A 24715-nucleotide genomic window follows, 5' to 3' on the forward strand; every position below is an offset into this window, starting at 1 on the left:
GTTACGGGCATGTCATCCGGTGATAGGATATAGGTTCCGGCTGAATCCCGAGGAACCTGTCCCGTGCAACCCGCCCGCGCCCTGCTTGCCACCCTGTTGATTGCGATGCCGCTCGCACTGCCCGTCATGGCAAGGGAAGCGGAGGCCGGGATCACAACAAGAGACACTGTCATGACAGAGGCCCAGCACGCCCCGTGGACGGCGCTCCTGTCGAAATATGTGCACACCTCCCCCGATGGCGTGAACCGGTTCGACTATGCCGCCCTGAAAGCCAGCCCGGCGGATCGCGCCGCGCTCAATGCCTATATTGCCGGTTTCGAGACCATGGACCTGTCCGGCGACAACAAGGCCGCATTCGCCGCCTGGGCCAATCTCTATAATGCCGTCACTGTGCGCCATATCATCAGCAAGTATCCCGTCCGCTCAATCAGGGATGGGTTCCTGTTCGGCGGCCCCTGGAAGAAGGTGAAAGTCATGGTCGGCGGCCGGGAAGTCTCGCTCGACGATATCGAGCACAAGATCCTGCGCCCGACCTTCCACGACCCGCGCGTGCATTATGCCATCAATTGCGCCGCCATCAGCTGCCCCAACCTGATGGCGCGGGCCTGGGAGCCCGCCACGCTGGACGGTGATCTCGATGCGGCTGCCCGTGCCTATGTCAACGATCCCCGCGGCGTCACGGTGACTGACGGAGGCCTCATCCTCTCGACGATCTATGATTGGTTCAAAGCCGATTTCGGCGATTCCCGACAGGGCGTCATCGACCATTTGCTCAAATATGCCGATAAAGGCCTCGCCCAGCAGATCAACGCCAATCCGAAGATCCGCTCCTACACCTATGACTGGTCCCTCAATGACACAGAATGAGCCTCAAACCGACAAGCCCACACCGCTCGCTATCCGACTTTGGCCGCTTTACGTTATCGCGGCAGGTATCATCGCCGCCTGGGCGTTTGGCCTGTTCGACTATCTCTCGCTCGAGACACTCCGCACACAACAGGATGCGCTACGCAGCTTTGTGAGTGAGCATCTCTTCCTGGCCGTAGCCGCTTATATTCTCATCTATGCCGCTGCGACGCTGTTCATGCTGCCCGGCGCGCTCTGGATAACGATTGCGGGCGGTTTCCTGTTCGGCCTCTATGGTGGCACGCCGGTGACCATTGTCGGGGCGACACTGGGCGCCAGCCTTCTCTTCTTTGCCGCGCGAACATCCGTCGGCGCCGCCTTGCGCGAGCGCGCCGGGCCCTTCGTCAAGAAGATGGAGCGCGGCTTCCAGGAAGACGCGCTCTCCTACATGTTCGCGCTGCGCTTCCTGCCGGTCGTGCCTTTCCCGGTTGCCAATATCGCCCCGGCCATTCTCGGCGCAAAATACCGCGACTATGCGATCACGACAGCGCTCGGCATCATTCCCGGCGTCATCGCCTATACGTGGATCGGCGCCGGACTGAGCGCCACCTTTGCAGCGGGCGAGGAACCAAACTTTGCCAGTGTCGCCAAGAACCTCATACCTGCAGTCGTTGCCCTCGGCGTGGTCTCGCTGATCCCGGTCATCTACAAGAAACTCTTCTCGAAAAAAGCCGCCAAGCTGGAAAGCGCCCTTTAAATGCATGATACAAAACTTCAGGTGACGGATCACAAGGCTGATCTCGTAGTCATTGGCGCCGGCTCAGGCGGCCTCTCGGCTGCGGCTGGCGCGGCCATGTTCGGTCTCAAGGTCGTACTCTATGAAAAAGGCGAGATGGGTGGCGACTGCCTGAACTATGGCTGTGTTCCGTCCAAGGCTCTGATCAGCGTTGCCAAGGCGGCCCAGTCTGCCCGCGACGCCGGCAAATATGGCGTAACAGTCGGGGCGCCGACAAGTGATTGGGAAGCGGTCAAGGCGTATGTCTCCCAAGTGATCGAGACCATCGCACCGGTCGACAGCCAGGAGCGGTTCGAAGGCCTTGGCGTCACCGTTATCCGTGAGGCTGCGCGCTTCGCCGATCCGGACACGATTGTCTCGGCCACGAGCCGCACCCGCGCACGGCGCATTGTCGTCGCCACCGGCTCCACCGCTTTCATCCCGCCCATCGAAGGCCTGAGCGGCGTACCTTACCTGACGAACGAGACCATTTTCTCGATGCCGGACTTTCCCGAGCATCTCGTCATCCTCGGTGGCGGCCCCATCGGCATGGAACTCGCGCAGGCCTTCACCCGACTGGGCGCGAAGACCACAATCATCGAAATGGGCAAGGCGCTCGGCAAGGCCGATCCTGACCATGCCGCCGTTACCCTTGGCGCCTTGCGCGCGGAAGGCGTGACCGTGCTGGAAGGCCACAAGGCCGTGCGCGTGTCCGGCGAAGGTGGGCGCATCAAGGTCCACGCCGAACACGAAGGCGTCGAAAAAGTGATCGAAGGCAGCCACCTCCTCGTCGCCGTCGGCCGGCGCACCATGCTCGACGGGCTCGATCTCGAAGCCGGCAAGGTCGATTTTGATCGCAAAGGCGTCGTCGTCGGCGACAATCTCCGCTCAGGCAGCAATTCGCGTGTCTGGGCACTGGGCGACGCTGCCGGGCGCGAACAGTTCACCCATGTCGCGGGCTGGCATGCTTCCGTCTTCTCGCGGCGCGCCTTCTTCAAGCAGCGCACCAAGGCCGACAGCCTCCCCATACCGGCGGTGACTTATACATCTCCGGAAGTGGCCCAGATCGGCCTCATGGAAGCCGAAGCGCGCGAGCAACACGGCGACTCTATCGCGACCTCCTCCTTCCCCTTCCACGACAATGATCGCGCAATCGCCGAGGGCAAGACGCTCGGCGAAGCCAAGCTTGTCATCCGAAAGGGCAAACTGGTCGGCGCCTCGATTGTGGGCGAGGGGGCAGGGGATATTATCCAGATCCTCGCCGTCGCCATGTCGAACGGTTTGAAGGTGCAGGACCTCACCAATTTCATCTCGCCCTATCCGACCCGTTCGGAAGTCGTGAAGCGCGCCGCCTCTGCCCATTTCACAGAGGCGCTCTTCGGCAAGACAGCGAAGCGCCTTGTCGGCTTGCTCCAGCGTATCCCGTGAGCTAGTTCACCTAGGGTGAGCGACGAGACCCGGCCCGCCCTTGCACGCGACCTGCCCGCACCCGCGCTCTCGCGCTGGTTCGAAAGCCTTTCCTTTCGCCTGTTTGCCCTCACGCTGGGCTCGGTCCTGCTGGTCGAATCGCTGATTTTCGTGCCCAGCGCCTCAGGCTTCCGCAACAGCTGGCTGAATGAGCGCGTACAGGCTGCCCGCACGGCGGCCCTCGCGCTTGATGCGTCGCCTTCGCGCAATGTGTCTGATGAATTATCCGACCAGCTCCTGATGAGCGCCGAAGTTCTCGCCGTGACCGAAATCGAGGACGACATGCGCTTCCAGCTGCTGCCAGCGCAGCAACCGGTCGAGGGCGAAACCCACAATATCGACATGCGCGGCTCGACCATGATGGGCCGGTCCTTTGCCGCATTGGGCGCATTCTTCGCCCCTAGCGACAGGATTCTCGTCATCCAGGCGGATGGGTCCGCGCCCGGCCGTGTGCTGGAGATCGTCGTACCGCAGGCGCCGCTCAAGGCCGCGATCAGCGCCTATGCGCGGCGCGTTGCGAGCCTGTCCCTGCTGATCGCCCTCGTGGCGGCAGGCATTATCTACGTGATGCTTCACCTGCTTGTGGTGCGCCCGATGCGGCGTGTTACGCTCAGCGCGGAGCAATTCCGCGATGATCCGGGCGCTTGGTCACGGCGCCTGCCTCCAACACGGCGCCGCGACGAGATCGGCCGGGCCCAGAACGCCCTCGCCGACATGGAAGAAACGGTCGCCACAAGTTTCCGCAACAAGACCCACCTGGCCGAACTCGGTACGGCGGTCGCCAAGATCAATCACGACCTGCGCAATTCGCTCGCCTCGGCGCAACTCGTCTCCGATGTGCTGGCCAGCTCCGAAGACCCCCGCGTGCAGAAGGCCGCGCCGCGCCTTGAACGCGCGCTAGAACGCGCCATCACGCTGGCCACTGAAACGCTCGACTATGGCAAGGCGACGCCGACACCGCCCCGCATGGAAGCAGTGATACTGCGCGCCGTGCTGGACGAGGCCGCCGCTGAAGCGCTCGGCGCGCATCCCGATATCGTATGGGAAAACAATGTGCCTGCAGGCCTGCAGATACAGGCTGACGCCGACCACATGCACCGTATCACGAGCAATCTGGTGCGTAATGCCGCCGAAGCCATGACCCCGCGGGTCGAGGGGCCTTCGCGCATTGTCGCCTCTCTCGGGCCGGACGGTCTGGATTTCACCGACAATGGCCCCGGCATACCGGATTCCGCGCGCGACAACCTGTTCCGGCCCTTTGCGGGCAGCGCGCGGCGTGGCGGCACAGGCCTTGGCCTTGTCATCGCGCGGGAGCTGGCTCAGGGCATGGGCGGAAGTCTTGTCCTCGCCGAGACGGGCCCGGACGGTACCGTTTTCCGCCTCCGGCTGCCGGGCCTCGGCGCGTGAGCGTCTACGCTCCGCCGCAAGGCAAGGTCTGCTATCTCCACACGGACCCGGACCTGATCGTTATCGACAAGCCTGCCGAACTTCTGTCCGTACCCGGGCGCGGACCCTACAAAGCTGACTGTGCCATCGCCCGTGTGCAGGCGGACTATCCTGATGCGCTGACCGTTCACCGGCTCGACATGTCGACCAGCGGCCTGCTTGTCTTTGCCCGGTCAAAAGCCGCCCAGCGCCATCTCGCCATCCAGTTCGAGAAAGGCGGGGTGGAGAAGACCTATATTGCCGATGTCTGGGGCGTGCCGGAAAATACCGCCAGCCTCATCGACCTGCCGCTTGGCCAGGACTGGCCAAACCGGCCTCGCCAGAAAGTCGACCCTGACAAGGGCAAGCCGAGCCAGACGCGCTATGAGACGATTGCCAGCCATGCCCATGGCGCGCGCCTCAGCCTCACGCCGCTGACCGGCCGCACGCACCAGCTGCGCCTGCACCTCGCCGCCATCGGCCATCCCATCCTCGGGGATGACATCTATGCCCATACCGATGCGCTAGGCGCGGCCGACCGGCTTCGCTTGCATGCAACATGGATGCGGTTCCGCCACCCTGCGAGCCAGGACTGGCTGTCATTCGAGGCCGTTTGCCCTTTCTGACGAAGGGTCCGTTGACTCCTTCGCCACCGGGCATTATCGTTTTACGATAAGATGGAGTTCCAACATGCACGCCGAGATTGTTCGCCTTTCGCTTCACCATGTCGATATCAAGATCGTCAATGAGGAGCGCATGCATGTCCTGCAATGGCGGCGTAACCTGCTATGGGATGAAGTGCTGCTCGACGGGAAACGCCAGGCGGCGAGCCATGGCCTCTGGGGCCGCGAAAATGTCTATGGCCTTGTGTTTGGCCGGGACCTCGACGGTTCGGGGGGCGAACAGGTCATGTTCCTGATTGATCCGGGTGTTGGCTATACAAGCTGGTCGTCGGGCGAACAGCGCGTCAAAGGCGTCCGTCTCGAAGGCCGTGACGGTCCGCTCGTGTCGTACGGTACGCTTGATCCGAAATCGCTCGAAAAGCCCGCCACCTTCTCCGACTGGATGAAGAAGTCGATGGGCATGAACTGGGGCACGGATATTTCGCGCCCCAATTAGACACGCATCAGCTTTCCGGGATCAGGCGCACTTCGGTCTTGCGATTGAGCGGCGCTTCGACGCCGCCGGTCTTGATCGCGCCCTGATCACCATAGGCCACAAGATGCACGCGCTGGGCATCGACACCGCGCGTTTCAAGTGCCGCCAGAACAGCATCGGCCCGCTTGGCGGAAATCACTTCATTGGTTGCCGAATCACCGCTGGCATCGGCGTGGCCTTCGATCTCCATCTTGTAGAGATCGCAGCGCGAATAGGATGCCGCGACAGCGTCCATCACGGCATCGGATTCTTCAGAAAGCTCGGTCGCGCCTTCCTCGAAATAGATGGCGAAGGATTCAGCGCTGCAATCCGGCGCAGGCAGGGCGACTTCGGCCGCCACAGGCTCAACCGGCGGAACCGGACGCGACACACAGGCCACCAGCAAAAGTGGCGCGAACAAATAGACAGAAATTTTCATCAGACTCTCCAGCAGCGCCAATCAATCCCTTATGCATGGATTGGTTCCCGCTCACAGCCTTTTCTTGGTCCGCCCCTCATGAGCCCGCGCATTGGCCGGATCATCCGGCCAGTCATGCTTGGGATAGCGCCCGCGCATGTCCTTCGCCATGTCGCGATAGCCATTAGCCCAGAAGCGCGGCAGGTCCTGCGTGGTCGCCGCCGGTTTCATGCCCGGCGACAGCAGCTCCACCGTCACAGGCACACGGCCGGACGCAATCGCAGGATGCGTCGCAAGGCCATAAAACGCCTGCGCCCGAGCCGACACCAGTGGCGCGCGCGGGTCCACATAATCAACCGAAGCGGTCTGGCCGGAGGGCAGGGTGAGCGCCAGCGGCGCATGCAGCCGCAGCGCCTCCTGCACCTGCCAGTCGAACGATGCTACCAGCGCCTCGCGCACTTTTCCGGCCGCGGGAACCTGCGCGCCCTGCCGCTTCAGCAATGGCATCAGCCAATCAGGCGCATCCGCCAGAAGACTCTCAATCGACCAATCGGCGCCCTCAATCAGTCCGGCCTGCACAAGCACGCGCAGGCGTCCCAGCGTCTCCTCCACCACATCTTCCGCTCCAATCGCCCCAAAGCCTTCCGTCACAACGGCATCCAGCATGGCTTTGGCCGCAACGGCGGGCGCAGGTTTCGGCAGCGGCGTTTCGGACAGCACGATGGCGCCCAGCGCGCGCACGCGCCTTGCGGCAAACTTGCCCGTCTTCGGATCAAAGTCTGCCCGCTCTTCGGTCGTCACGCCACTAGCCAGCGCATCCGCCTCGCTGATCGGCGCGGCCAGCGTAATCCGCGCCTGACCGCTCGCCCCGCCAAGATCCGCAATCACCAGCCAGTCGGACTTCGCCAGCGCGTCCGTGACCGGCAGCGTGGCCGCGCGGCCCGACGCCATCAGGTAGACCCCCTCACTGCCAGGCCGGGCCCGCGCGATCTGGTCCGGCCACGCCCTGGCGAGCAGCGTCGCCACATCGCCTGAAGATGCCGCGCCCTTGCCCCAGGTCTTAGCCTGCTGTTGCAGCGTCCGCGCGCGCGGCGACCGCTCCGCCCGGAAGCGCGACAGGCGTTCGCGAATGTCGGCCGCATTGCCGCCCATCCCGCGCTCACCCGCGAGCGCCGCAATCTCTGCCGCCAAGGCGCGTTCGCCGGGCGATCCGGCCCCGGCCACAAGCGCCGCAAGACGCGGCGCAAGCGGCAGACGCGCCATCTCCGCCCCTAGCGGGGTCAGACTGCCCGCATCATCCAGCGCACCGAGGCGCGTCAGCATGTCGGTCGCCGCTTTCAGTTTTCCTGCGGGCGGCGCATCAAGCCATGTCAGGTTGCCCGCATCGCGCTCGCCCCATTCGGCGAGCGCCAGCACGAGACCCGAAAGATCGCTGCCAAGAATTTCCGGCTGCGGCGCGGCGACCAGCCCGCGTGTCGCCGCTTCGTCCCAGAGACGGTAGCAGACGCCCGGCGCTGTGCGCCCCGCCCGCCCCCGGCGCTGGTCAACCGAAGCCCGCGATGCCTTCACCGTTGTCAGCCGTTGGCCGAGACCCCCCGTATCATCCTCGGCCACGCGGGCGAGGCCAGAGTCGATCACGACGGTCACGCCTTCAATCGTCAGCGCACTCTCCGCAATATCGGTCGCCAGCACAATCTTGCGGATACCGGGTGGGGCAGGGGAAACCGCAGCATCCTGTTCAGCCGGCGACAGCGCGCCGAAGAGCGGAGCCACACGGCAGTCTTCCGGCAGATCCTCCAGCCGCTCTGCGACATGCGAAATCTCCCGCGCACCCGGCAGAAAGACGAGGATGGAGCCTTTTTCCTCCCGCAGCGCCCGGCGAACCGCCGCCGCCATCCGGTCCTCGATCCGGTCAGTCGATCGACCAAGATAGCGTGTCTCCACTTCGAACTGCCGCCCCGCACTCTCGATAACCGGCGCGTCAATGACAGTGGCCACCCGGCCCGTATCCAGCGTCGCCGACATGACAAGAATGCGCAGATCCTCCGCCAGAACGCCCTGCGCCTCCAGCGCGAGGGCCAAACCAAGATCAGCATTCAGGCGCCGCTCGTGGAATTCGTCAAAAATGACCGCTCCGACGCCCTTCAATTCAGGGTCTGACAGGATGCGCCGTGTGAAGAGGCCGTCCGTAATCACTTCAATGCGCGTTGCGGCAGAGACCTTCCGGTCAACGCGCGTCGTCAGGCCCACGGTCTGCCCCAAAGGCTCGCCGAGGCTTTGCGCCATCCGCACCGCCGCCATGCGCGCGGCCACACGGCGCGGTTCCAGCAGCAGAATGCGTCCCGGAATCACCACAGGCCCGCCCGTCAGTCCGGCCAGCGCCAGCGGAACGCGCGTTGTCTTGCCAGCCCCCGGCGGCGCAGCGAGCACGAGGCGATGGCCGTCGCGAAGCGCGCCGCAGACCTCGTTCAGCACATCATCAATCGGCAGGGGAGACATCGCGACGCTCATGGGGCGCAGACATAGGGCCGGGGGGCATTGCAGGGCAATGGGCATTACGTGGGCAGCCAGCCCGACCACTGGCAAAATCGCCATCTCGGCATTTGCCTTCCCCGCAAAGCCCCCCTACCGTCCCGGCTTCAAATGACTCATGGGAGTGGCGTATGGGCTGGTGGTTCAAGATAGATTTGTGGAAGCGGGTGATGGTCGGCCTGGCGCTGGGCGCGATCACCGGGCTCATCCTGCGGCAGGTCATGGGGGCGGAGGCCGCTGGCGCCAATGTCACCGCATGGGCCAAGCCCATCGGCGATGCCTTCATCAACCTGATCAAGATGCTGGTTGTTCCGCTCATCTTCACCACGCTTGTTTCGGGCGTGCTGGCCATGGGCGACCCCAAGAAACTCGGCAGTCTCGGCGGCCGCGCCCTCGGCATGTATATGTGCACGACGCTGATCGCAGTCTCCTTCGGCCTGCTGATGGGCTCGATCATCCAGCCCGGCGCCGGCTTCGATACGACCACCGTTAATCCGGCTGACATGGAAAACACGCGCGCCCAGCTCGCCGCCAATCCGCAGCCCGGCAGCGTCGCCGAGCAGCTGATGAACACGATCCTGTCGATCATCCCGACCAATCCCGTGGCCGCCATGGCCAATGGCGACGTCCTGCCCATCATTTTCTTTGCCATCATGTTCGGCATCGGCATCCTCGTCTCCGGCGATGCCGGCAAGCCGCTGGCCAATGTGATGAACAGCGCCGCCGAAGCCATGATGAAGCTGACACTGATCGTCATGGAAACGGCGCCCATCGGCGTCTTTGCCCTGATGGCCTGGGTCCTCGGCGACCGGGGGCTCACCATTCTCGCCGTGCTCGGCAAGATGACGGCGGCGCTCTATATCGCCTGCGCCCTGCACATGCTTTTCACCTTCGGCTTCGTCATCAAGGTCATTCTGCGCCTGCCGCTGTTCGACTTCTTCAGGGGCGCCGTGGATGCGCAGGCCGTGGCCTTCTCGACCTCGTCGTCCAACGCCACCCTGCCAATGACCATGTCCTGCGCCACGCAGAACCTCGGCATCAGCAAATCGATTGCCTCCTCGGTCCTGCCACTCGGCGCGACCATCAACATGGACGGGACGGCGCTCTATCAGGGCCTGATCGCCCTGTTTGCTGCTCAGGCGCTCGGCCTGCCGATGACGTTCAGCATGTATTTTACCATCGCCCTGATGGCGACGCTCGTGTCGATCGGCACGGCAGGCATTCCTTCAGTCAGCCTGTTCCTGGCCGCCACCACGCTCAGCGTTGTTGGCGTGTCAGCAGACCAGACCGTACTGATCATCGCTCTTCTCTTCCCCTTCGACCGCATCCTCGACATGGCGCGCACGGTGACCAACATCACTGGCGACCTCGCGGTTGCAACGGCGGTCGCCAAGTGGGAAGGAGAGTTCGATGAAGAGGTCTTCCGAGCCCGAGACGCCGTCTAGGCACAGAATGCGGCGCACCGCCCTGGCGGTGCCCGCAGCCCTCTGCGCGCTTGTCCTGGCGCTACTCGTCTCCGGCATCGCGGGTCTATGGGATATTGATGTCTTCGACCGGAGCATCACCGACCAGGTGCCCGGCCTTCGCACGCCCGCGCTGACCAATGTCATGCTCTTCGTCTCCGCCTTTGGCGACGCGGTCTATCTCTGGTTCATGGGGCCTCTGGTCCTCGTCACCCTCGGCCTCTATCGCAACTGGCGCGCTCTCGCCGCCTATTCGGCGGTCTTCGTCCTGACGCCCATTATCGTCCGCCTCGTCAAGGCCTGGGTCGCCCGGCCCCGTCCAACCGTTGATCTCTATGGCGGCGTCGAAGCCTTCAGCTTCCCGAGTGGCCATGCCACCAATTCCACCCTCATCTATGGCGGGCTCGCCCTGCTCGCCTTGATGACGTTCAAGGGTGCCGCGCGCTTGTGGGCGGTCGGCTGCCTCTCCGTACTCATCCTGCTCATCGCGGCATCCCGCATCTATGTCGGCGCCCACTGGCCGAGCGACACGCTGGCGGGCCTTGCGCTCGGCGGCCTGATGCTGTGCGGACTCGGAACGGTCACGGAATACCCCGCGAATAACCGCTCAACACTCTTCACTGTCACCGCACTGGCCCTGACGGGGCCCCTCTATGCCCTGCTGACGCTGCCGGCCGCGCGCATGCTCTATCACGCACTCGGTTAGGCTGGCCGCCGATGCTGACGCGCCGGAAGGTCTTCTCCCTCGCCATTCCCATTGTGCTGGCACAGGCTGCGACCGCCACGACCGGCATTGCCGACACGTTCGCCATGGGCCGCTTCGGCGACAAGGCAGACCTCGCAGCCGTCGCCATCGCCGCCGTCGCATACAGCTTTATCTATTGGGGTTTTGGCTTCCTGCGCATGTCCACAACAGGCCTTGCAGCACAGGCCAATGGCCGTGACGACGCGCCGGAAGTGCGGGCCACATTGCTACGCGCCCTGATGCTTGGCGCCGCCATCGGCGCAGTCCTTTTCCTCCTTTCCCCGCTGCTGCGCGGGCTCACCTTCGCCGCCTTTGCCGGAACCGACCATGTGGAAACCCTCGCCGCAGGCTATTTCAACGCCCGCATCTTCGGCGCCCCCGCCTACCTGATGGGATTGGGCATTACAGGCTGGCTGATTGGCACGGGAAAGACCGGTCAGATGCTGGCCGTACAGATCGTGATGAACAGCGTGAATGTCGGGCTGGATATATGGTTCGTGGCCGGGCTGCACCTTGGCCCGACAGGCATTGGCGCCGGAACAGCCATTGCAGAATGGACGGCGCTGGCCTTCGGACTGGTTCTCGTGCGCGACGGCTTCAAGGCACCTGCCCGACTGCTGGACAAGGCACGCCTTGTCGCCCTGTTCTCGGCCAATCGCGACATCATGATCCGCACGCTAGCCCTCGTGTTCAGCTTTGGCTGGTTTGTCCGCTCCGGCACTCTCATCGGCACTGCGGCAACAGCTGGCAACGAAGTCCTGCTGCAATTCATCACCGTGTCAGCCTTCGTGCTCGATGGCTTTGCCTTTGTCGCCGAGAAGGAAGCAGGCGAAGCCTTTGGCGCAGGCAACAGCAAGCGGCTCGGCCGGGCCATGCGCCTGACGTCTGAGTTCGCGCTCGGCTTCGGCGCCCTGTTCGCCCTGACTTATTTCCTCGGCGGCGGCTGGCTGATCAGGGCCTTTATCGCCGACCCGGAGGCGCGCCGCGCGGCACTGGATTTCCTGCCCTTCTGCGCTGCTGTGCCAATCATCGGCGTTGCGGCCTGGCAATTGGATGGGCTGTTCCTGGGCACAACGCAGGGCAGGGCGTTGCGCACGGCCGGGCTTATATCTGCAGCCCTCTATCTGGCGACCGACATGGTGCTGCGCCCGGTATGGGGAAATGCCGGTGTCTGGACCGCTTTCCTGCTGATGTATGTCTATCGCGCGGCGGCACTGGGCTGGTTCGTGCCGGGGCTCTTCAGAGGTCTTTCCCGACCGCCTGTTCCAGCCGCGTAAACCCGTCGGCCTTCAACAGGCCAGCCAGTTCCGAATGGACCCGGCTGACAAGCCCGGGGCCTTCATAGACCATTGCCGAATAGAGCTGTACCGCATGGGCACCGGCCCGAATCTTGGCATAGGCATCGGCGCCACTGGCAATGCCGCCAGCCCCAATAAGATCAAACTCACCCTTGAGCGACCGGGCAAAGGCTTTCAACACTTCAGTCGAAGGCGCCATGAGCGGGGCGCCGGACAGGCCACCCGTCTCGGCCTTGTCACGGCTGGTCAGGCTGTTTGGCCGGGCAAGCGTGGTGTTCGAGACGATAAGTCCCGACAGCCATGCGCCCTGGTTGCGCACGACCCCGACAATATCGGCAATCGCCTCGGCGTCGAGATCAGGGGCCACCTTCAGGAAGACCGGCTTCCCCGCCCTGTCGGCTACGCCGCAGGCCGTGAGGAGGGATTCAAGCGCGGCCTTGTCCTGAAGGCCGCGCAGGCCGGGTGTGTTGGGCGAGGAAATATTGACGGTGACATAGTTCGCATGGGGCGCGACCGCCTCGATGCCGCGCACATAATCGGCAATCCTGTCAGCGCTTTCCTTGTTGGCTCCGACATTGGCCCCGATAGGTGGCGCAGCGCGGTATTTCGACAGGCGCCGCACGAAGTAGTCGAGGCCGAAATTGTTGAACCCCATCCGGTTGATGACGGCCTTGTCTTCACTGAGGCGAAAGAGGCGCGGCTTCGGATTGCCCGGCTGGGGCAGCGGCGTGACCGTGCCGCATTCGATGAAACCAAAACCGAACCGCGCGACGGACGAAGGCACTTCGCAATTCTTGTCAAAGCCCGCCGCAAGACCGACAGGGCCTGCGAATGTCAGGCCGGATTTGGGCAAAGTTGTTGCCAGGATCGGATCAATGGCTGGCGCCTTGAGAGGCACGCCAAGCCCCTTTTCCAGCGCTTTGATAGTCGCGGTATGGGCCGCTTCCGGCGGCAGGAGTTTTACGGCGGCAACGCCGATATCAGTCAGCCCCATCTAGAGATCCTCCGGCATGGTTGGCGTGCCGCTTGTATCCGGGCGAAGCTGCCAATGACGGCTGGCAAGCGCAATGGAAAGATCGCCATAAAGATGCGGAAACAGCGTGCCGCCACGGCTCGGTTCCCATTTCAGGGGCGGCAGGTCTGCCACGGCGAATTCAAGAAGATGCACGACGGGCTGGCCTGAATAATAGAGCCGGGCCGTCTCCGCGACGGTCCCAATGCCTGACAGGTGAACATAACCATCTGCCGCGTCCAGTGGGACAGACGTGACGCCAGCAGCTTCTGCGGCGGACCAATCGGCTTGGCTAAGTAATTTGTAGACATGCGTGTCGCTCATTGGGCGGTTTCAGCAGGCTTTGGGCGACCGCGCAACGGCGCGTGACGCCCTATGCAGCGGAACCCGGTTGGTCCGCCCGCGTTTGGCTGCAAAGAAGGAATTATTCCATGCTGACCAGAACCCTCGCCATACTTGCGTTGTCCACAGCTTTTAGCCCCGTCGCGCTGGCCGATCCTGGTGCGCATGGCGGCCCTAAAGCGTGTCCGCCCGGGCTTGCCAAAAAAGGCTGTATCCCGCCCGGACAGGCCAAGAAATATGACATTGGTGGCCATCTGCCGCGTGAATATGACCGGTTTCGCGATTACGATCGCTACGACCTGAAAGCACCGCCGCCGGGATATTACTATTCGCGTGTCGATGATGACGTGCTGCTGGTTGATGAAGACACGCGCACAATCATCAGCCTTGTTTCAATTCTGGGAGCACTTGCGCAGCAATAAGAGCGCAAAGGGGGGATAAATGGGAAAGGATCGCACAGCGGATAGCGAACTCCTGAATGTACAGCTCGGAAACGGGCGAACGCTCGAGGATGAGTTGCGCCACCTGCAGATGTTTGCACGTGTGCTGGATTCGCGCTTTTCGCTGATGGGCATGAAGTTCGGGCTGGATTCAGTGCTCGGCCTTGTGCCTGTGGCGGGAGACGTCGCGACGGGTCTGGCTGGCACCTATGCGCTTTACACCGCTGCGCGGCTGAAGCTTCATCCCATCGCCCTGGCGCATATCGGCTGGAACCTGCTGTTCGATACGACGCTGGGAGCAATCCCTGTATTTGGTGATGCGTTCGACTTTTTCTTCAAGTCGAACACCAAGAATGTACGCGTTATCGAGAAGCATCTTCGGCGCAAAGTGCAGAAACAGCTGAAGAACCAGCCCTTGGCCTAGACGCCTGAATCTGATGCGCGACCGAGGATCCAGCCGCCTGTCGGAGCCTCGCAGGCGGCAAAACGGCCGCGTTCCTGTCCCGGGAAGGCATAGGCAATGTCGCGGCACGTAACGGACACTTTCATCGGCATGACATCGGCGACGTAGCGGACGACGGAATCGGTTGCCTGACCGGTATAGCTGATGGGGCGGACCGTGGGCTTGCTGGCCTCGCGCGTTGTGGAGCGTTCAATACGGATCTCGAGTTTGCGACCATCCGGCGTAGCAAGGATCTGCGTGGCGCCATCGGCCTCGATTTCGACGAGGCGGAGGAAGTCATTCTGCAATGTTTTCAACAGCGTGGGATCGAGCGCTTCAGCGGCGGTCAGCTCAACGCGCTCGGCCATGAATTCATCGACATTGCGCGGACTTGGCAGGGCTTCAGCGGCCGCGAAGGGGCGCACTGTGGGGGCAGACTGGGTATAGGCCGGGGTATTCGCGGACCGTTCCGTGACCGTTCGCGGGTTACCAGCGACCAATTTGGGGCCCATGGCGGGTTTGAGCGTGGCCGCCGCCGGGACCGGGCCTGTATAGGCGGCCATCTGGAGCGGAGCTTTTGGCGTGGCCGTCGGCTTGACCGCGACCGAGGCAGGCACCGCGACGGAGGCGTTCAGCGCGGCGAGGCGGCGCTCTTCAGCCTCGGCAGCGGCGAGACGCTTCTTCTGGTTTTCCGAGGCGATGGCCGCGAGGCGTTTCTGCTCGGCGGCGGCATCGGCCACGCGTTTGGCTTCGGCATCTGCGGCCTGCCTGGCCTTGAGATCGGCGACACGTTGCGCTTCGGTTTCAGCCTGGGCGACGCGGCGGGCTTCGATCTCGGCGAGGCGTTTGGCCTCTACCTCAGCGGCGGCGGCCTGTTCGGCCTCCAGCGCGGCCTGGCGCTGGGCATCTGCCTCGGCGACCCGGGCGGCTTCAGCTTCGGCCAGACGGGTCTTTTCCTGCTCGGCGGCAGCATTGCGGGCGCGTTCGGCGGCGGCATCCTGCTCAGCCGCTTCGGCGAGGCGCTGGGCCTCTGCATCGGCAATCGCATTAGCCGCTTCGACGCGGGCCTGTTCGGCCTCGGCGGTGGCGGCTTCACGTTGCGCGGTGTCAAAGGCGGCCTTGCGGGCGGCCAGCTGGTCAGCCACGCCCTGATAATTGAACCATTGGGTCGGCGCGGTTCCGACAGGTGTGGAGGCCTCCGCCATAGCGACAGATGACGCGGCGCTGGGTGCGATAACCGGATCGAAGGTGGCTACACTCGAAACGTCAGTTTCCGAACCGGACTCAGCCTCACCATTATTCAGCGCGCTGTCGGCGGCCATGACGGAGAGGCCTGCGAGGCCCAGAACAGCGATGCCGGCAAAGGCCAGCTGGGAAATGTCTGCCAGGCGGCTGCCGGAATCATCATCGTCGTCATGCCCGCCGCCCTTGCCATTGCGGCCCAGCGGCAGGAGGCCCGGATTGGCAGACACGGCGCGCAGCGGCCGGATGGGGCCGCGATTGTGCGACGGCTTTACGGGCTTGGTCGTGTCGGAGGCCTTGGCCTGGATACCGGAAATGATGGCGAGGGTGGATTGCGGGCGCACGGCATCGCGTGCGCGCAGGCGGGCCCGGAAGGGCATGTTCATGTTGGCGCGCTCCTCGGCGCGGCGACCGGCATCCTGCGCGGCGCGCACCGTCTGGCGCACGCTTTCCGGAATCATCGGGCGAACCGGTTCCGGCTTGGTGAAATCCTTCGTGAACATCGGGCAGTCTTACGCCCCTAAAGGCGCCTCTGTATGAAACGGTGTTGGCCGATTATAGCCGCTTAGGCATTCTTTAACCATAGGAAATGGCCCGGCCCCCGGCTTGTCATCACGGGCTTCTGTCCTTAAGGCAACACCCATTGAAAACACGCACAATAAAGGTGCACGCGCATGTCCAAGGCCAAAGCCGCCCCGAAGAAAGTCGTCCTCGCCTATTCCGGCGGCCTCGACACATCCATCATCCTGAAATGGCTGCAGACCGAGTTCGGCGCCGAGGTGGTGACCTTCACGGCGGACCTGGGGCAGGGCGAAGAACTGGAACCGGCCCGCAAGAAGGCGCTGGCCGCTGGCGTGAAGCCGGAAAACATCTTCATCGAGGATGTGCGCGAGGAATTCGTGCGCGACTTCGTGTTCCCGATGTTCCGCGCCAATGCCGTGTATGAAGGCGTCTACCTGCTGGGCACGAGCATCGCCCGGCCGCTGATCGCCAAGCGCCAGATCGAGATTGCCGACATGGTGGGCGCCGATGCCGTGTGCCATGGCGCGACCGGCAAGGGCAATGACCAGGTGCGTTTCGAGCTTGGCTATTACGGCCTGAACCCGGACATCAAGGTGATTGCGCCCTGGCGCGACTGGGAGTTCAAATCCCGGACCGACCTGATGAAATTTGCCGAATCCCACGGCATCGAAATCGCCAAGGACAAGAAGGGCGAGGCGCCCTTCTCGGTGGATGCAAACCTGTTGCACTCGTCCTCCGAGGGCAAGGTTCTGGAAAACCCGGCCGAGGAAGCCCCGGAATTCGTGCACATGCGTACGGTGAGCCCGGAAGCGGCACCGGACAAGCCGGAAGTGATCACGATCAGCTTTGAACGTGGCGATGCCTGCGCCATCAATGGCGAGGCGATGAGCCCGGCCACGATCCTCACGGAGCTGAACGCCTATGGCAAGAAGCACGGCATTGGCCGGCTCGACCTGTTGGAAAACCGCTTTGTCGGCATGAAGTCGCGCGGCATCTATGAGACGCCGGGCGGCACGATCCTGCTGGTGGCGCATCGCGGCATCGAACAGGCCACGCTCGACCGGGGCGCAAGCCACCTGAAAGACGAGCTGATGCCGAAATATGCCGAGCTGATCTATAACGGCTTCTGGTGGAGCCCGGAGCGCGAGATGCTGCAGGCGGCCATCGATTACTCGCAGCGCTGGGTGACCGGCGACGTGACGATCAAGCTCTACAAGGGCCAGGCCTATCTCATCGGCCGCTCATCGCCCTATTCTCTGTACTCGGAGAAGATCGTGACCTTCGAAGACGACCACGGCGCCTATGACCAGAAAGATGCGGAAGGCTTTATCAAGCTGAATGCGTTGCGGTTGAGATTGCTGGCGGGGCGTGATCGGAAGTTCGGGAAGAACTGATTGAAGGCTGCGATATATCGACTCTCGGGACCAATCGGTTTTCTGATAGCGGTGATGTCCGTTATCGCAGTGACATACCCGTTGCAGATGGCCCATCGCGATTGGCAGATTTGTTTTGATGCCATCTCAGGGCCCTTAGGCGCGCCGCGCGGCCTGTCGGACCTGACGTTGGGACAGCAGATTTCGGAGTTCTTCAGGGCAATAAACCCGCTCACTGCGTACTTTGCTGTTCTTGTTGGCCTCGGTTTTGCGCCATTCGTTCTCGGAGCATCAAAAGCACCTACACTTCGTAGCAGATTCGTCTGGCTGTTGGGCCTTGTCGCCGCATGCTCGCTAGGCATCTGGGTATCTGGCAGATTGGATGCCTCCATCTGGCATGATTGTGACCGCAAGGGCGCAGAGGTGGGTGCCCTCGTAATTCCTTTGCTTGTTTGTATGATGTCTGGCGTGTTCGCTGGCATTACGTTTCTGATCGGCAAAGCCATCCGCAAGAGTAGGGCGGGTTGAGCGCGCGATACCCACCATTGGTTCTCGCCGCAGGAATCACCCAACTGTTTAAGAGCGCTAATCTCTAGTGGAGCATTCGGGTGATGGGTTCCCAGATGGCCTGCGGCCATCGGGGATGACGCGTGTTGGGAGGCTTGATCTTTTATCGGTACGCCGTTTCATTCCTGTCGCGAGGCAGGGGGAGGACGCCATGGCAAATGAGGATCGCATCATTGCGGTTTACATGATGGCGAACCGGAAGAACGGGACGCTTTACATCGGCGTCACATCCCATCTTGTGCAGCGAACGTGGCAGCACCGGGAGGGAACTGCGGCGGGATTCACCAAGACCCATGGCTGCAAGAGGCTCGTCTGGTACGAGGTGCACGAATGGATCGAGGCGACGATTGCGCGGGAGAAATCCCTGAAATCCTATCGTCGGCAGAACAAGATAAACCTGATCGAAAAGATGAATCCCGACTGGAAAGACCTTTGGTTCGAGATCACGGGGTAAGCGCTTGCCATCCCCGGCGCCCTGCCTAAATTCAGGCCATGAGGCGAAATACCGGAGGAGAGCCGGGACGTGAAGTTCTACCAGATTACCTATTGGAAAATGCCGCCGATCTCGGTGATGACCTATTGGGTGCACAGGCCGCTGGACGGCGAGAGCCTGAATACGGCGACAATGTTTGACCCGCCGCGGCCGGGCCCCGTGCCGGGCGAAGGCTGGCCGGTGCTGATGGTGGAAATTGACGGGGTGGAACTGGTGTTCACCTCGCTGGCCGAACTGGACGCCTATGTCGAAGTGATGTCGCGCCAGCCGCTACCCTCGACGCGGGAACTGTCGCGGGAAAAACCCATCGGCCCGAACAAGCACTGGCTGAGCCGCATGCCGAAGAAGGCGAAATCGACCAAGCATCGCGAGAAGGCGATCAAATACCTGAGCGAGATACGCGGGGCGTTTGCGGCAGTGGCGGAACGCCCCTTCTGAGGGACGCCGAAGGACGGGCGCCGACGGCACGAGACCCCGGCTTTCGCCGGGGATGCGTGGGACTTAGTCTTTCAGGCTCTCGACGATTCGGAGGGCGGCTTGCCAGCGGGCGGCATCGCCCACGCCAGAGAGGGCGCGGGACTGGAGTTCGGTGAGTGCCTTGTCCGGGCCGAGGCGGCGGACAGTGGTCATGGCGGTGGCGAAGTCTTCGGCGTCGCAATAGTCCGCCCTCGGTGTGCCGAAGATCCAGGCCGTGCCGGTCTTGCCTTCACGCTTGCCGAGGATGCAGCGCTGTTCGGGCTCAAGGCTGAGCCAGGTGATGGCCTGGAAATCCGGGAAGGCGGCGCCGAAAATATCCGAATGGCCGAGGTCAAGACCGCCCGTTGCGCCGGGCGTGGTATCGACCGTGTTGAGGCCCGCGAGCAGGACCGGCTCGCTCGCATCGCCCGCGCGGCGGCCGGACTTGTTGAAACGACTGGACGCCTGCAGGGCGCGGTCCTTGGCGCTGGCATAGAGCGTCATGTCTTTCGCGAGGCCATGGACGCGGTCCATCATCTCGATGAAGTCATCAGCGTCGACATCGGGCGAGGCGAAGACGACCTGATCGAAGGGCGCAGGCACGGCGCGCTCGTCATCCGCCATTTCCTGCAGGGCACGAACGAGGAATTCATTGCCCATGGAATGGGCGACGATATTGACCCGTTCGGCGCCGGTCTGCTCGGTGAGAACGTGGAGGAAGTGCTCGAGGTCGTCGATCGTGGCCTGCGTGATCTGGGCGCGGTCGGCCTTGTAGCCGAACACGCTGCCGGCCGACGGCCATGAGTAGAGGACGGGAGCGCCATCAATCTCGAGGTCTACGGCGAGCTGGGCGGTGCGCTCAACCGCTGTCGGGAAATCATTATTGTAGCCGTGGATGAAAATGAAGATCTCGCGGCGCTGGGAGCGGGCGAGCGAGATGCGCACATTGGCGAGGAATTCGGCCATGGTCGCGTCGACCTGCATGTCACCGAGGATGACGTGTTTAGCGGGATCGGGTCGGCGGTCGAAGCTGAAAATGCTGGGCTTGGGAATATCGCCGACGGCACGGTTGCGGGGCACGGAGACCATGACGCTGCCCGTGGCGAGCGGGGCCTGCTTACCGCCATAGTATTTGTAGGGATTAAAGACCGGCTTGCCGCCGACCATGGCGACGCGCTTGATCGTGGGGGCGCGGTTCGTTCCGAAGAAGACGCGGACGAGGTCAAAATCCGGCTCCGGGCCGAGGGCGCGGCTGCGGCTTGAGGCGGCGGCGAAGGCGCGTTCGCGACCGCGTTCAACGCTTTCGGTCAGCGCGTCATCGACATTGAGGCCGGTGATCTCGGCGATGCGGGCATTATCGAGATCGTTTTCGATGGCGAAGGCGAGCAGAGGCGCAAGGCGCGGATGGTCTGCGCCGAGATGGATGCGGACCTGCCTGATGGCGGCAGACAGTTCTTCGGTCGCGCGCGGTTTGTCGCCAGCGGCGAGGGCGATTTCGGCCATGCGGGCGCGCAGGTCGATCTGGTAGGCATAGTCTGGTGGTGTGGCCGCGCTCGCTTCGGTCAGCACCTGGCGATAGGCGACGAGGGCGGCTTCGGTCTGGCCGGCGTCTGCGAGGATGTCGCCAAGGTCTGCGCGCACGTCGCCCCTTATCGCAGGATCGGCCAGCAGGGCGCGGGCCTGAGCGACCTGTTCAGCCATGTCCCCGGCCGCTTGTGCATCACCAAGGAGGACGAGGCGGTCCGGTTCGGGCTTGGAGGCGCAGGCGGCCATGAGGCCGAGAAGGCCAATGCAGATCAGCCTCGAAATGGTTTTGTGATGCATCGTTTCGTCCCCTGACTTGCCCCATCAAACCCTAGCATGAAGGCAAAAATATGGGACAGGCTTTTGCCTAGCGTTTCGGGCCTTTCACGGCCTGGAGCGTCGTGGTTTTGACATCGCGGCCAAGATCGACCTTGCGGCCACCATAGCTCGGTGCGCCGCTGGCCGCACCGGAGACCGCGCCGCGAACAGTACGTTCTGTCAACGGCGGGATGGCCATGGCCTGTGGGTTTGGACCGTTCTCATCGAACAGGCTGGCGAGCTGTTCCGTCATCGCGCCGCCGAGCTGTTCGGCGTCCACAATGGTGACGGCGCGCTTGTAATAGCGGGTCACGTCATGGCCGATGCCGATGGCGATCAGCTCAATCGGGCTGCGATTCTCGATCTCGTCGATGACCTGGCGCAGGTGGCGTTCCAGATAGTTGCCGATATTCACATTGAGCGTGGAATCGTCGACCGGCGCACCATCGGAAATGACCATCAGGATTTTGCGCTGCTCGGTACGGGCGAGCAGGCGGTCATGCGCCCAGAGCAGGGCCTCACCGTCGATATTTTCTTTCAGCAGACCTTCGCGCATCATCAGGCCAAGATTCTTGCGGGCGCGGCGCCATGGCGCATCGGCCTGCTTGTAGACGATATGGCGAATGTCGTTGAGGCGGCCGGGCCCGTTCGGCTTGCCGCCGCGCACCCAATCCTCACGCGACAGGCCGCCTTTCCATGCCTTGGTGGTGAAGCCGAGAATTTCCGTCTTCACGCCGCAGCGTTCCAGCGTGCGGGCCAGAATGTCGGCGCACAGGGCCGCAACCATGATGGGACGCCCGCGCATGGAGCCTGAATTGTCGAGCAGGAGCGTGACGACCGTATCGCGGAAATTGCTGTCATCTTCCTGCTTGAAGCTGAGCGGCGCTGTCGGATCGGTGATGACGCGCGTGAGGCGAGCTGTGTCGAGCACACCTTCTTCAAGGTCAAAGCTCCATGACCGGTTCTGCTGCGCCATGAGGCGGCGCTGCAGCTTGTTGGCCAGTTTGGACACGGCGCCCTGCAGGCCTTGAAGCTGGTGGTCGAGATAGGCACGCAGGCGGGTCAGTTCTTCCGGGTCGCAAAGATCAGGGGCCTGCGCCACTTCATCATGCGCGCGCGTGAAGACCTGGTAGTTGAAACGGTCGCGTTCGTCGCCATCCCGGAAGTTCGGGCGTAGCGGCTTGGAGCCGTCATCGCTGTCGTCCGGCTCGTCGTCGGCTTCCATGTCGGCGTCCTGATCGACGCTGACATTGGTTTCTTCGCCGTCCATGTCCTCGGTGTCGCCAGCTTCCATTTCCTCGGCGGAGGCGCCCATGGGCTCTTCGGACTCCATGTCCTGTTCGCCCTGCTGGGATTGCTGGTCGTCTTCGCTCTCTTCCTGCTGCTGCTCGTCCTGGGACTCAGCCTCATCGCCCGACTGGTCTCCAGCCGTCAGATCACGGATCATCTCACGGATGGTGCGCGCAAAACCGGACTGGTCGTGCAACTGGCCAATCAGCTTGTCGAGCGCGCCGCCGGTATCGGCCTCAACGCGGTCGCGCCAGACATCAGCCACGCGTTTGGCGCCTTCCGGCAGCGGACGGCCGGTCAGTTTTTCGCGCAGCAGGAATTCCAGGGCGGGTGCGAGGATCGCTTCGGGCTCTTCGGCGCCCATGGCAAATTCGCCGGACTTGCTGCGATATTCCAGGACGGCGTCGAGATTATTGGCCGTGCCACGCATGGCATTGGCGCCGAGGCTTTCGATGCGCGCATGTTCTGCGGCGTCGTATACACGGCGCGGCAGGTCGCCCTGCGGACGGTGCTGGAGGTGGGCCGCTTCATTATGGTGGGCCCGGCGGAGCGCCACGGCATCTGCCTCGCCGCGAATGCGCGCGGCAACAGGCGCGGGAACTTCAACCGGTGGCGGACGCAAGACGATACGCGCGGCGTCTGACCCGGCATCATTGCCGAAGCCGACTTCGACCTCGCGATCGGCGCTCATCGCCTTGGTGGTGGCGGCAAGGGCCTGTTTGAAAAGTTCCTGAGGGCTTGTATCCTTCGCCATTACTGCACCGCGTCTGAGAACAGGTCCAGCGTGCGTTTGAAGGCGAGGGCATCACTGGCGGCATCATGATCGTCGGAGCCCTGACGGGCAAAGCCGTGGGCGGCGTCATAGACGTGAACCTGCACATCCTTGCGGGCAGCGGTGAAGGCTTCAACGCTGTCCATGGGGATATGGGGATCATTCCGGCCGAAATGCGCCGCAACGGGACATCTTGGTTCGGCCGTCTGGAAGGAGGGCAAGAGGCTGCCATAATAAGCCGAAGCCGCGACAATTCCCCTGAGCCGGCAAGCGGCCAGATAGGCAATCGATCCACCATAGCAAAAGCCGGTGATGAAGACCGGACGCTCCAGCGCGTCAACGCAGGCGCCAATATCCGCCATGGCGTTATCCAGCCCGTTGGCGCGGGCATAACCAGCCCCTTCCGTCATGGCCTCGATAGAATGGTCTTCGCGGGCAAAGCCCGGCTTCTGACGATCAAACATGGATGGCAGGAGCACTTCATAGCCTTCGGCCGCAAAGCGCTCACCTGCGCGGATCATGTCGGAATTGATACCGAAAATTTCCTGCACGACAATCAGGCCGCCTTTGCGCACACCTTTTGCCTCGATGCGCACGGCACCGAAGACAAAGCCGTCATGGCTTTTAAGGCTCAGGCTGGTCGTGGTCATTCAGATGTCTCCGCTCAGGCGACCTTCACCATCAACGCGCTCTCTGGCAGTTCCTCGGCAAAGCAGCGCTGGTACATCTCGGCCACGAGGGGGCGCTCGAGTTCATCGCATTTGTTGAGGAAGGTCATGCGGAAGGCATGGCCGAGATTCTGGAAGATCGCGTAGTTTTCAGCCCATGTGATCACGGTCCGCGGGCTCATTACGGTGGAGAGGTCTCCGGCCATGAAGGCATTCCGCGTGAGATCAGCGAGCGTGACCATCTTGGACAGTGTGTCGTCGTCCACACCGGTCGCCTTGGTCTTCACGATTTCGACTTCGGCATCGTGCTCAAGATAGTTCAGCGTGGTGACAATGCTCCAGCGATCCATCTGGCCCTGGTTCAGTTGCTGCGTGCCGTGATAGAGGCCGGTCGTGTCGCCGAGGCCGACCGTGTTCGTGGTGGCGAACAGACGGAAAAACGGGTTTGGCGCGATGACGCGGTTCTGATCGAGCAGGGTGAGCTTGCCGCTTGCTTCCAGAACGCGCTGGATCACGAACATCACATCCGGACGGCCGGCATCATATTCGTCGAAACAGATAGCGACCGGGCGCTGGAGTGCCCAGGGCAGGATGCCTTCACGGAATTCGGTGATCTGCTTGCCCTCTTTGAGGACAATCGCATCCTTGCCGACCATGTCGATCCGGCTGACATGGCTGTCGAGGTTGACCCGGATCATCGGCCAGTTGAGGCGCGCAGCGATCTGCTCGATATGAGTCGACTTGCCTGTGCCGTGATAGCCCTGGACCATGACGCGGCGATTGTGCTCGAAGCCGGCCAGAACGGCCATCGTCGTTTGCGGGTCGAACCGGTAGGACGGATCGATCTCGGGCACGTATTCGGTGCGGGTTTTGAAGCCGTGAACGGTCATGGCCGTGTCGAGGCCGAAGACCTTCTTCACGTTGACTTTTTCTGTTGGCTTCAGGCCCTCAAGGGCATCGGTTTCGCTCATTACAGTCATGGAATTTCAGTCTCGTCGGGGAGGATATGTGGTTTCAGTATAGGTTCTAGCACGAGATGGGCGCGCGCCTAGTGCGACGTAGCGTAAGTAAGCCCCCTCAGACACCCCCGGGGGTGATGACAAGCCCTTATCCCGGTTCTAGATTTCACGATGAGGGTGGAGGAAAAT

The 24715-nt window shown here is 62.8% G+C and carries 24 protein-coding genes; 15 read left to right on the forward strand and 9 right to left on the reverse strand.

Annotated features, from left to right (window positions below):
* Nucleotides 1–63 precede the first annotated feature (63 nt).
* The 6 genes from HOC_RS05165 (at nt 64) to HOC_RS05190 (ending at nt 5632) form a co-directional block, all read left to right on the forward strand.
* Nucleotides 64–867: a DUF547 domain-containing protein gene (locus tag HOC_RS05165; protein WP_035536380.1), complete on the forward strand. Its 804-nt coding sequence runs from the start codon at nt 64–66 to the stop codon at nt 865–867.
* Nucleotides 854–1603 carry a TVP38/TMEM64 family protein gene (locus HOC_RS05170; protein WP_035536381.1) on the forward strand — a complete coding sequence of 250 codons (750 nt, stop codon included), beginning with the start codon at nt 854–856 and terminating at the stop codon, nt 1601–1603. The genes HOC_RS05165 and HOC_RS05170 overlap by 14 nt, the downstream gene beginning before the upstream one ends.
* Nucleotides 1604–3049, forward strand: coding sequence for a dihydrolipoyl dehydrogenase family protein (locus tag HOC_RS05175; protein ID WP_035536382.1), 1446 nt, complete (start codon nt 1604–1606; stop codon nt 3047–3049).
* 15 nt (nt 3050–3064) lie between these two features.
* Nucleotides 3065–4495: a sensor histidine kinase gene (locus tag HOC_RS05180; RefSeq protein ID WP_241766902.1), complete on the forward strand. Its 1431-nt coding sequence runs from the start codon at nt 3065–3067 to the stop codon at nt 4493–4495.
* The gene (locus HOC_RS05185) at nt 4492–5139 is read left to right on the forward strand and encodes a pseudouridine synthase (RefSeq protein ID WP_035536383.1); all 648 of its coding nucleotides are present in this window, start codon (nt 4492–4494) and stop codon (nt 5137–5139) included. The genes HOC_RS05180 and HOC_RS05185 overlap by 4 nt, the downstream gene beginning before the upstream one ends.
* 64 nt (nt 5140–5203) lie before the next feature.
* A complete protein-coding gene (locus tag HOC_RS05190) occupies nt 5204–5632 on the forward strand; it encodes a hypothetical protein (protein WP_035536384.1) in 429 nt (142 codons plus the stop codon).
* A gap of 7 nt (nt 5633–5639) precedes the next feature.
* Here HOC_RS05190 and HOC_RS05195 read toward each other — a convergent pair whose 3' ends face one another.
* On the reverse strand, nt 5640–6089 hold the full coding sequence (locus HOC_RS05195; protein WP_035536385.1) for an OmpA family protein: 450 nt from the start codon (nt 6087–6089) through the stop codon (nt 5640–5642).
* Nucleotides 6090–6140: 51 nt separating this feature from the next.
* On the reverse strand, nt 6141–8579 hold the full coding sequence (gene hrpB, locus HOC_RS05200; RefSeq protein WP_035536389.1) for an ATP-dependent helicase HrpB: 2439 nt from the start codon (nt 8577–8579) through the stop codon (nt 6141–6143).
* A gap of 152 nt (nt 8580–8731) precedes the next feature.
* Here hrpB and HOC_RS05205 point away from each other — a divergent pair, with 152 nt between their 5' ends.
* Genes HOC_RS05205 through HOC_RS05215 form a run of 3 tightly spaced genes read left to right on the forward strand, consistent with a single transcriptional unit; the run spans nt 8732 to nt 12085 of the window.
* Nucleotides 8732–10045, forward strand: coding sequence for a dicarboxylate/amino acid:cation symporter (locus HOC_RS05205; RefSeq protein ID WP_035536390.1), 1314 nt, complete (start codon nt 8732–8734; stop codon nt 10043–10045).
* Nucleotides 10011–10769: a phosphatase PAP2 family protein gene (locus HOC_RS21060; RefSeq protein WP_084146142.1), complete on the forward strand. Its 759-nt coding sequence runs from the start codon at nt 10011–10013 to the stop codon at nt 10767–10769. The genes HOC_RS05205 and HOC_RS21060 overlap by 35 nt, the downstream gene beginning before the upstream one ends.
* A gap of 11 nt (nt 10770–10780) precedes the next feature.
* Entirely contained in the window at nt 10781–12085 is a 1305-nt protein-coding gene (locus HOC_RS05215; RefSeq protein ID WP_035536391.1) for an MATE family efflux transporter, read from the forward strand.
* Here HOC_RS05215 and HOC_RS05220 read toward each other — a convergent pair.
* Both HOC_RS05220 and HOC_RS05225 read right to left on the reverse strand, forming a co-directional pair.
* Nucleotides 12048–13100, reverse strand: coding sequence for a quinone-dependent dihydroorotate dehydrogenase (locus HOC_RS05220; protein WP_035536392.1), 1053 nt, complete (start codon nt 13098–13100; stop codon nt 12048–12050). The genes HOC_RS05215 and HOC_RS05220 overlap by 38 nt on opposite strands.
* Nucleotides 13101–13442, reverse strand: coding sequence for a DUF952 domain-containing protein (locus HOC_RS05225; protein ID WP_035536393.1), 342 nt, complete (start codon nt 13440–13442; stop codon nt 13101–13103).
* 107 nt (nt 13443–13549) lie between these two features.
* Here HOC_RS05225 and HOC_RS05230 point away from each other — a divergent pair, with 107 nt between their 5' ends.
* Both HOC_RS05230 and HOC_RS05235 read left to right on the forward strand, forming a co-directional pair.
* Nucleotides 13550–13882: an RcnB family protein gene (locus tag HOC_RS05230; RefSeq protein WP_051624549.1), complete on the forward strand. Its 333-nt coding sequence runs from the start codon at nt 13550–13552 to the stop codon at nt 13880–13882.
* 19 nt (nt 13883–13901) lie between these two features.
* Nucleotides 13902–14324, forward strand: coding sequence for a DUF4112 domain-containing protein (locus tag HOC_RS05235; RefSeq protein WP_051624550.1), 423 nt, complete (start codon nt 13902–13904; stop codon nt 14322–14324).
* Here the strand turns inward: HOC_RS05235 and HOC_RS21065 are convergent.
* A complete protein-coding gene (locus tag HOC_RS21065; RefSeq protein WP_051624551.1) occupies nt 14321–16087 on the reverse strand; it encodes a cell envelope integrity TolA family protein in 1767 nt (588 codons plus the stop codon). The two genes, HOC_RS05235 and HOC_RS21065, sit on opposite strands and share 4 nt — an antisense overlap.
* 171 nt (nt 16088–16258) lie before the next feature.
* Between HOC_RS21065 and HOC_RS05245 the strand changes: the two genes are divergently transcribed.
* From HOC_RS05245 to HOC_RS21070, 4 genes are all read left to right on the forward strand, one after another.
* Nucleotides 16259–17500 (forward strand): argininosuccinate synthase, encoded by a 1242-nt coding sequence (locus tag HOC_RS05245; RefSeq protein ID WP_035536394.1) that lies wholly within the window; start codon nt 16259–16261, stop codon nt 17498–17500.
* A gap of 54 nt (nt 17501–17554) precedes the next feature.
* On the forward strand, nt 17555–18007 hold the full coding sequence (locus tag HOC_RS05250; protein ID WP_156950387.1) for a hypothetical protein: 453 nt from the start codon (nt 17555–17557) through the stop codon (nt 18005–18007).
* A 190-nt stretch (nt 18008–18197) separates the two neighbouring features.
* The gene (locus HOC_RS05255; protein WP_035536397.1) at nt 18198–18500 is read left to right on the forward strand and encodes a GIY-YIG nuclease family protein; all 303 of its coding nucleotides are present in this window, start codon (nt 18198–18200) and stop codon (nt 18498–18500) included.
* 69 nt (nt 18501–18569) lie between these two features.
* Nucleotides 18570–18977: a hypothetical protein gene (locus HOC_RS21070; protein WP_051624552.1), complete on the forward strand. Its 408-nt coding sequence runs from the start codon at nt 18570–18572 to the stop codon at nt 18975–18977.
* A gap of 63 nt (nt 18978–19040) precedes the next feature.
* On the opposite strand, the gene HOC_RS05265 is transcribed toward HOC_RS21070, so the two are convergent.
* The 4 genes from HOC_RS05265 to cobS all read right to left on the reverse strand — a co-directional run bounded on the left by HOC_RS05265 (nt 19041) and on the right by cobS (nt 24547).
* Nucleotides 19041–20819, reverse strand: coding sequence for an alpha/beta hydrolase (locus HOC_RS05265; RefSeq protein WP_035536399.1), 1779 nt, complete (start codon nt 20817–20819; stop codon nt 19041–19043).
* A 67-nt stretch (nt 20820–20886) separates the two neighbouring features.
* A complete protein-coding gene (gene cobT / locus HOC_RS05270) occupies nt 20887–22881 on the reverse strand; it encodes a cobaltochelatase subunit CobT (RefSeq protein WP_035536402.1) in 1995 nt (664 codons plus the stop codon).
* Nucleotides 22881–23549, reverse strand: coding sequence for a dienelactone hydrolase family protein (locus HOC_RS05275; protein ID WP_035536404.1), 669 nt, complete (start codon nt 23547–23549; stop codon nt 22881–22883). Before HOC_RS05275 ends, cobT begins: the two co-directional genes overlap by 1 nt.
* A gap of 14 nt (nt 23550–23563) precedes the next feature.
* Entirely contained in the window at nt 23564–24547 is a 984-nt protein-coding gene (cobS, locus tag HOC_RS05280) for a cobaltochelatase subunit CobS (protein WP_199285873.1), read from the reverse strand.
* Nucleotides 24548–24715: the final 168 nt, after the last annotated feature.

The sequence above is a fragment of the Hyphomonas oceanitis SCH89 genome, assembly GCF_000685295.1.
Lineage (GTDB): Bacteria > Pseudomonadota > Alphaproteobacteria > Caulobacterales > Hyphomonadaceae > Hyphomonas > Hyphomonas oceanitis.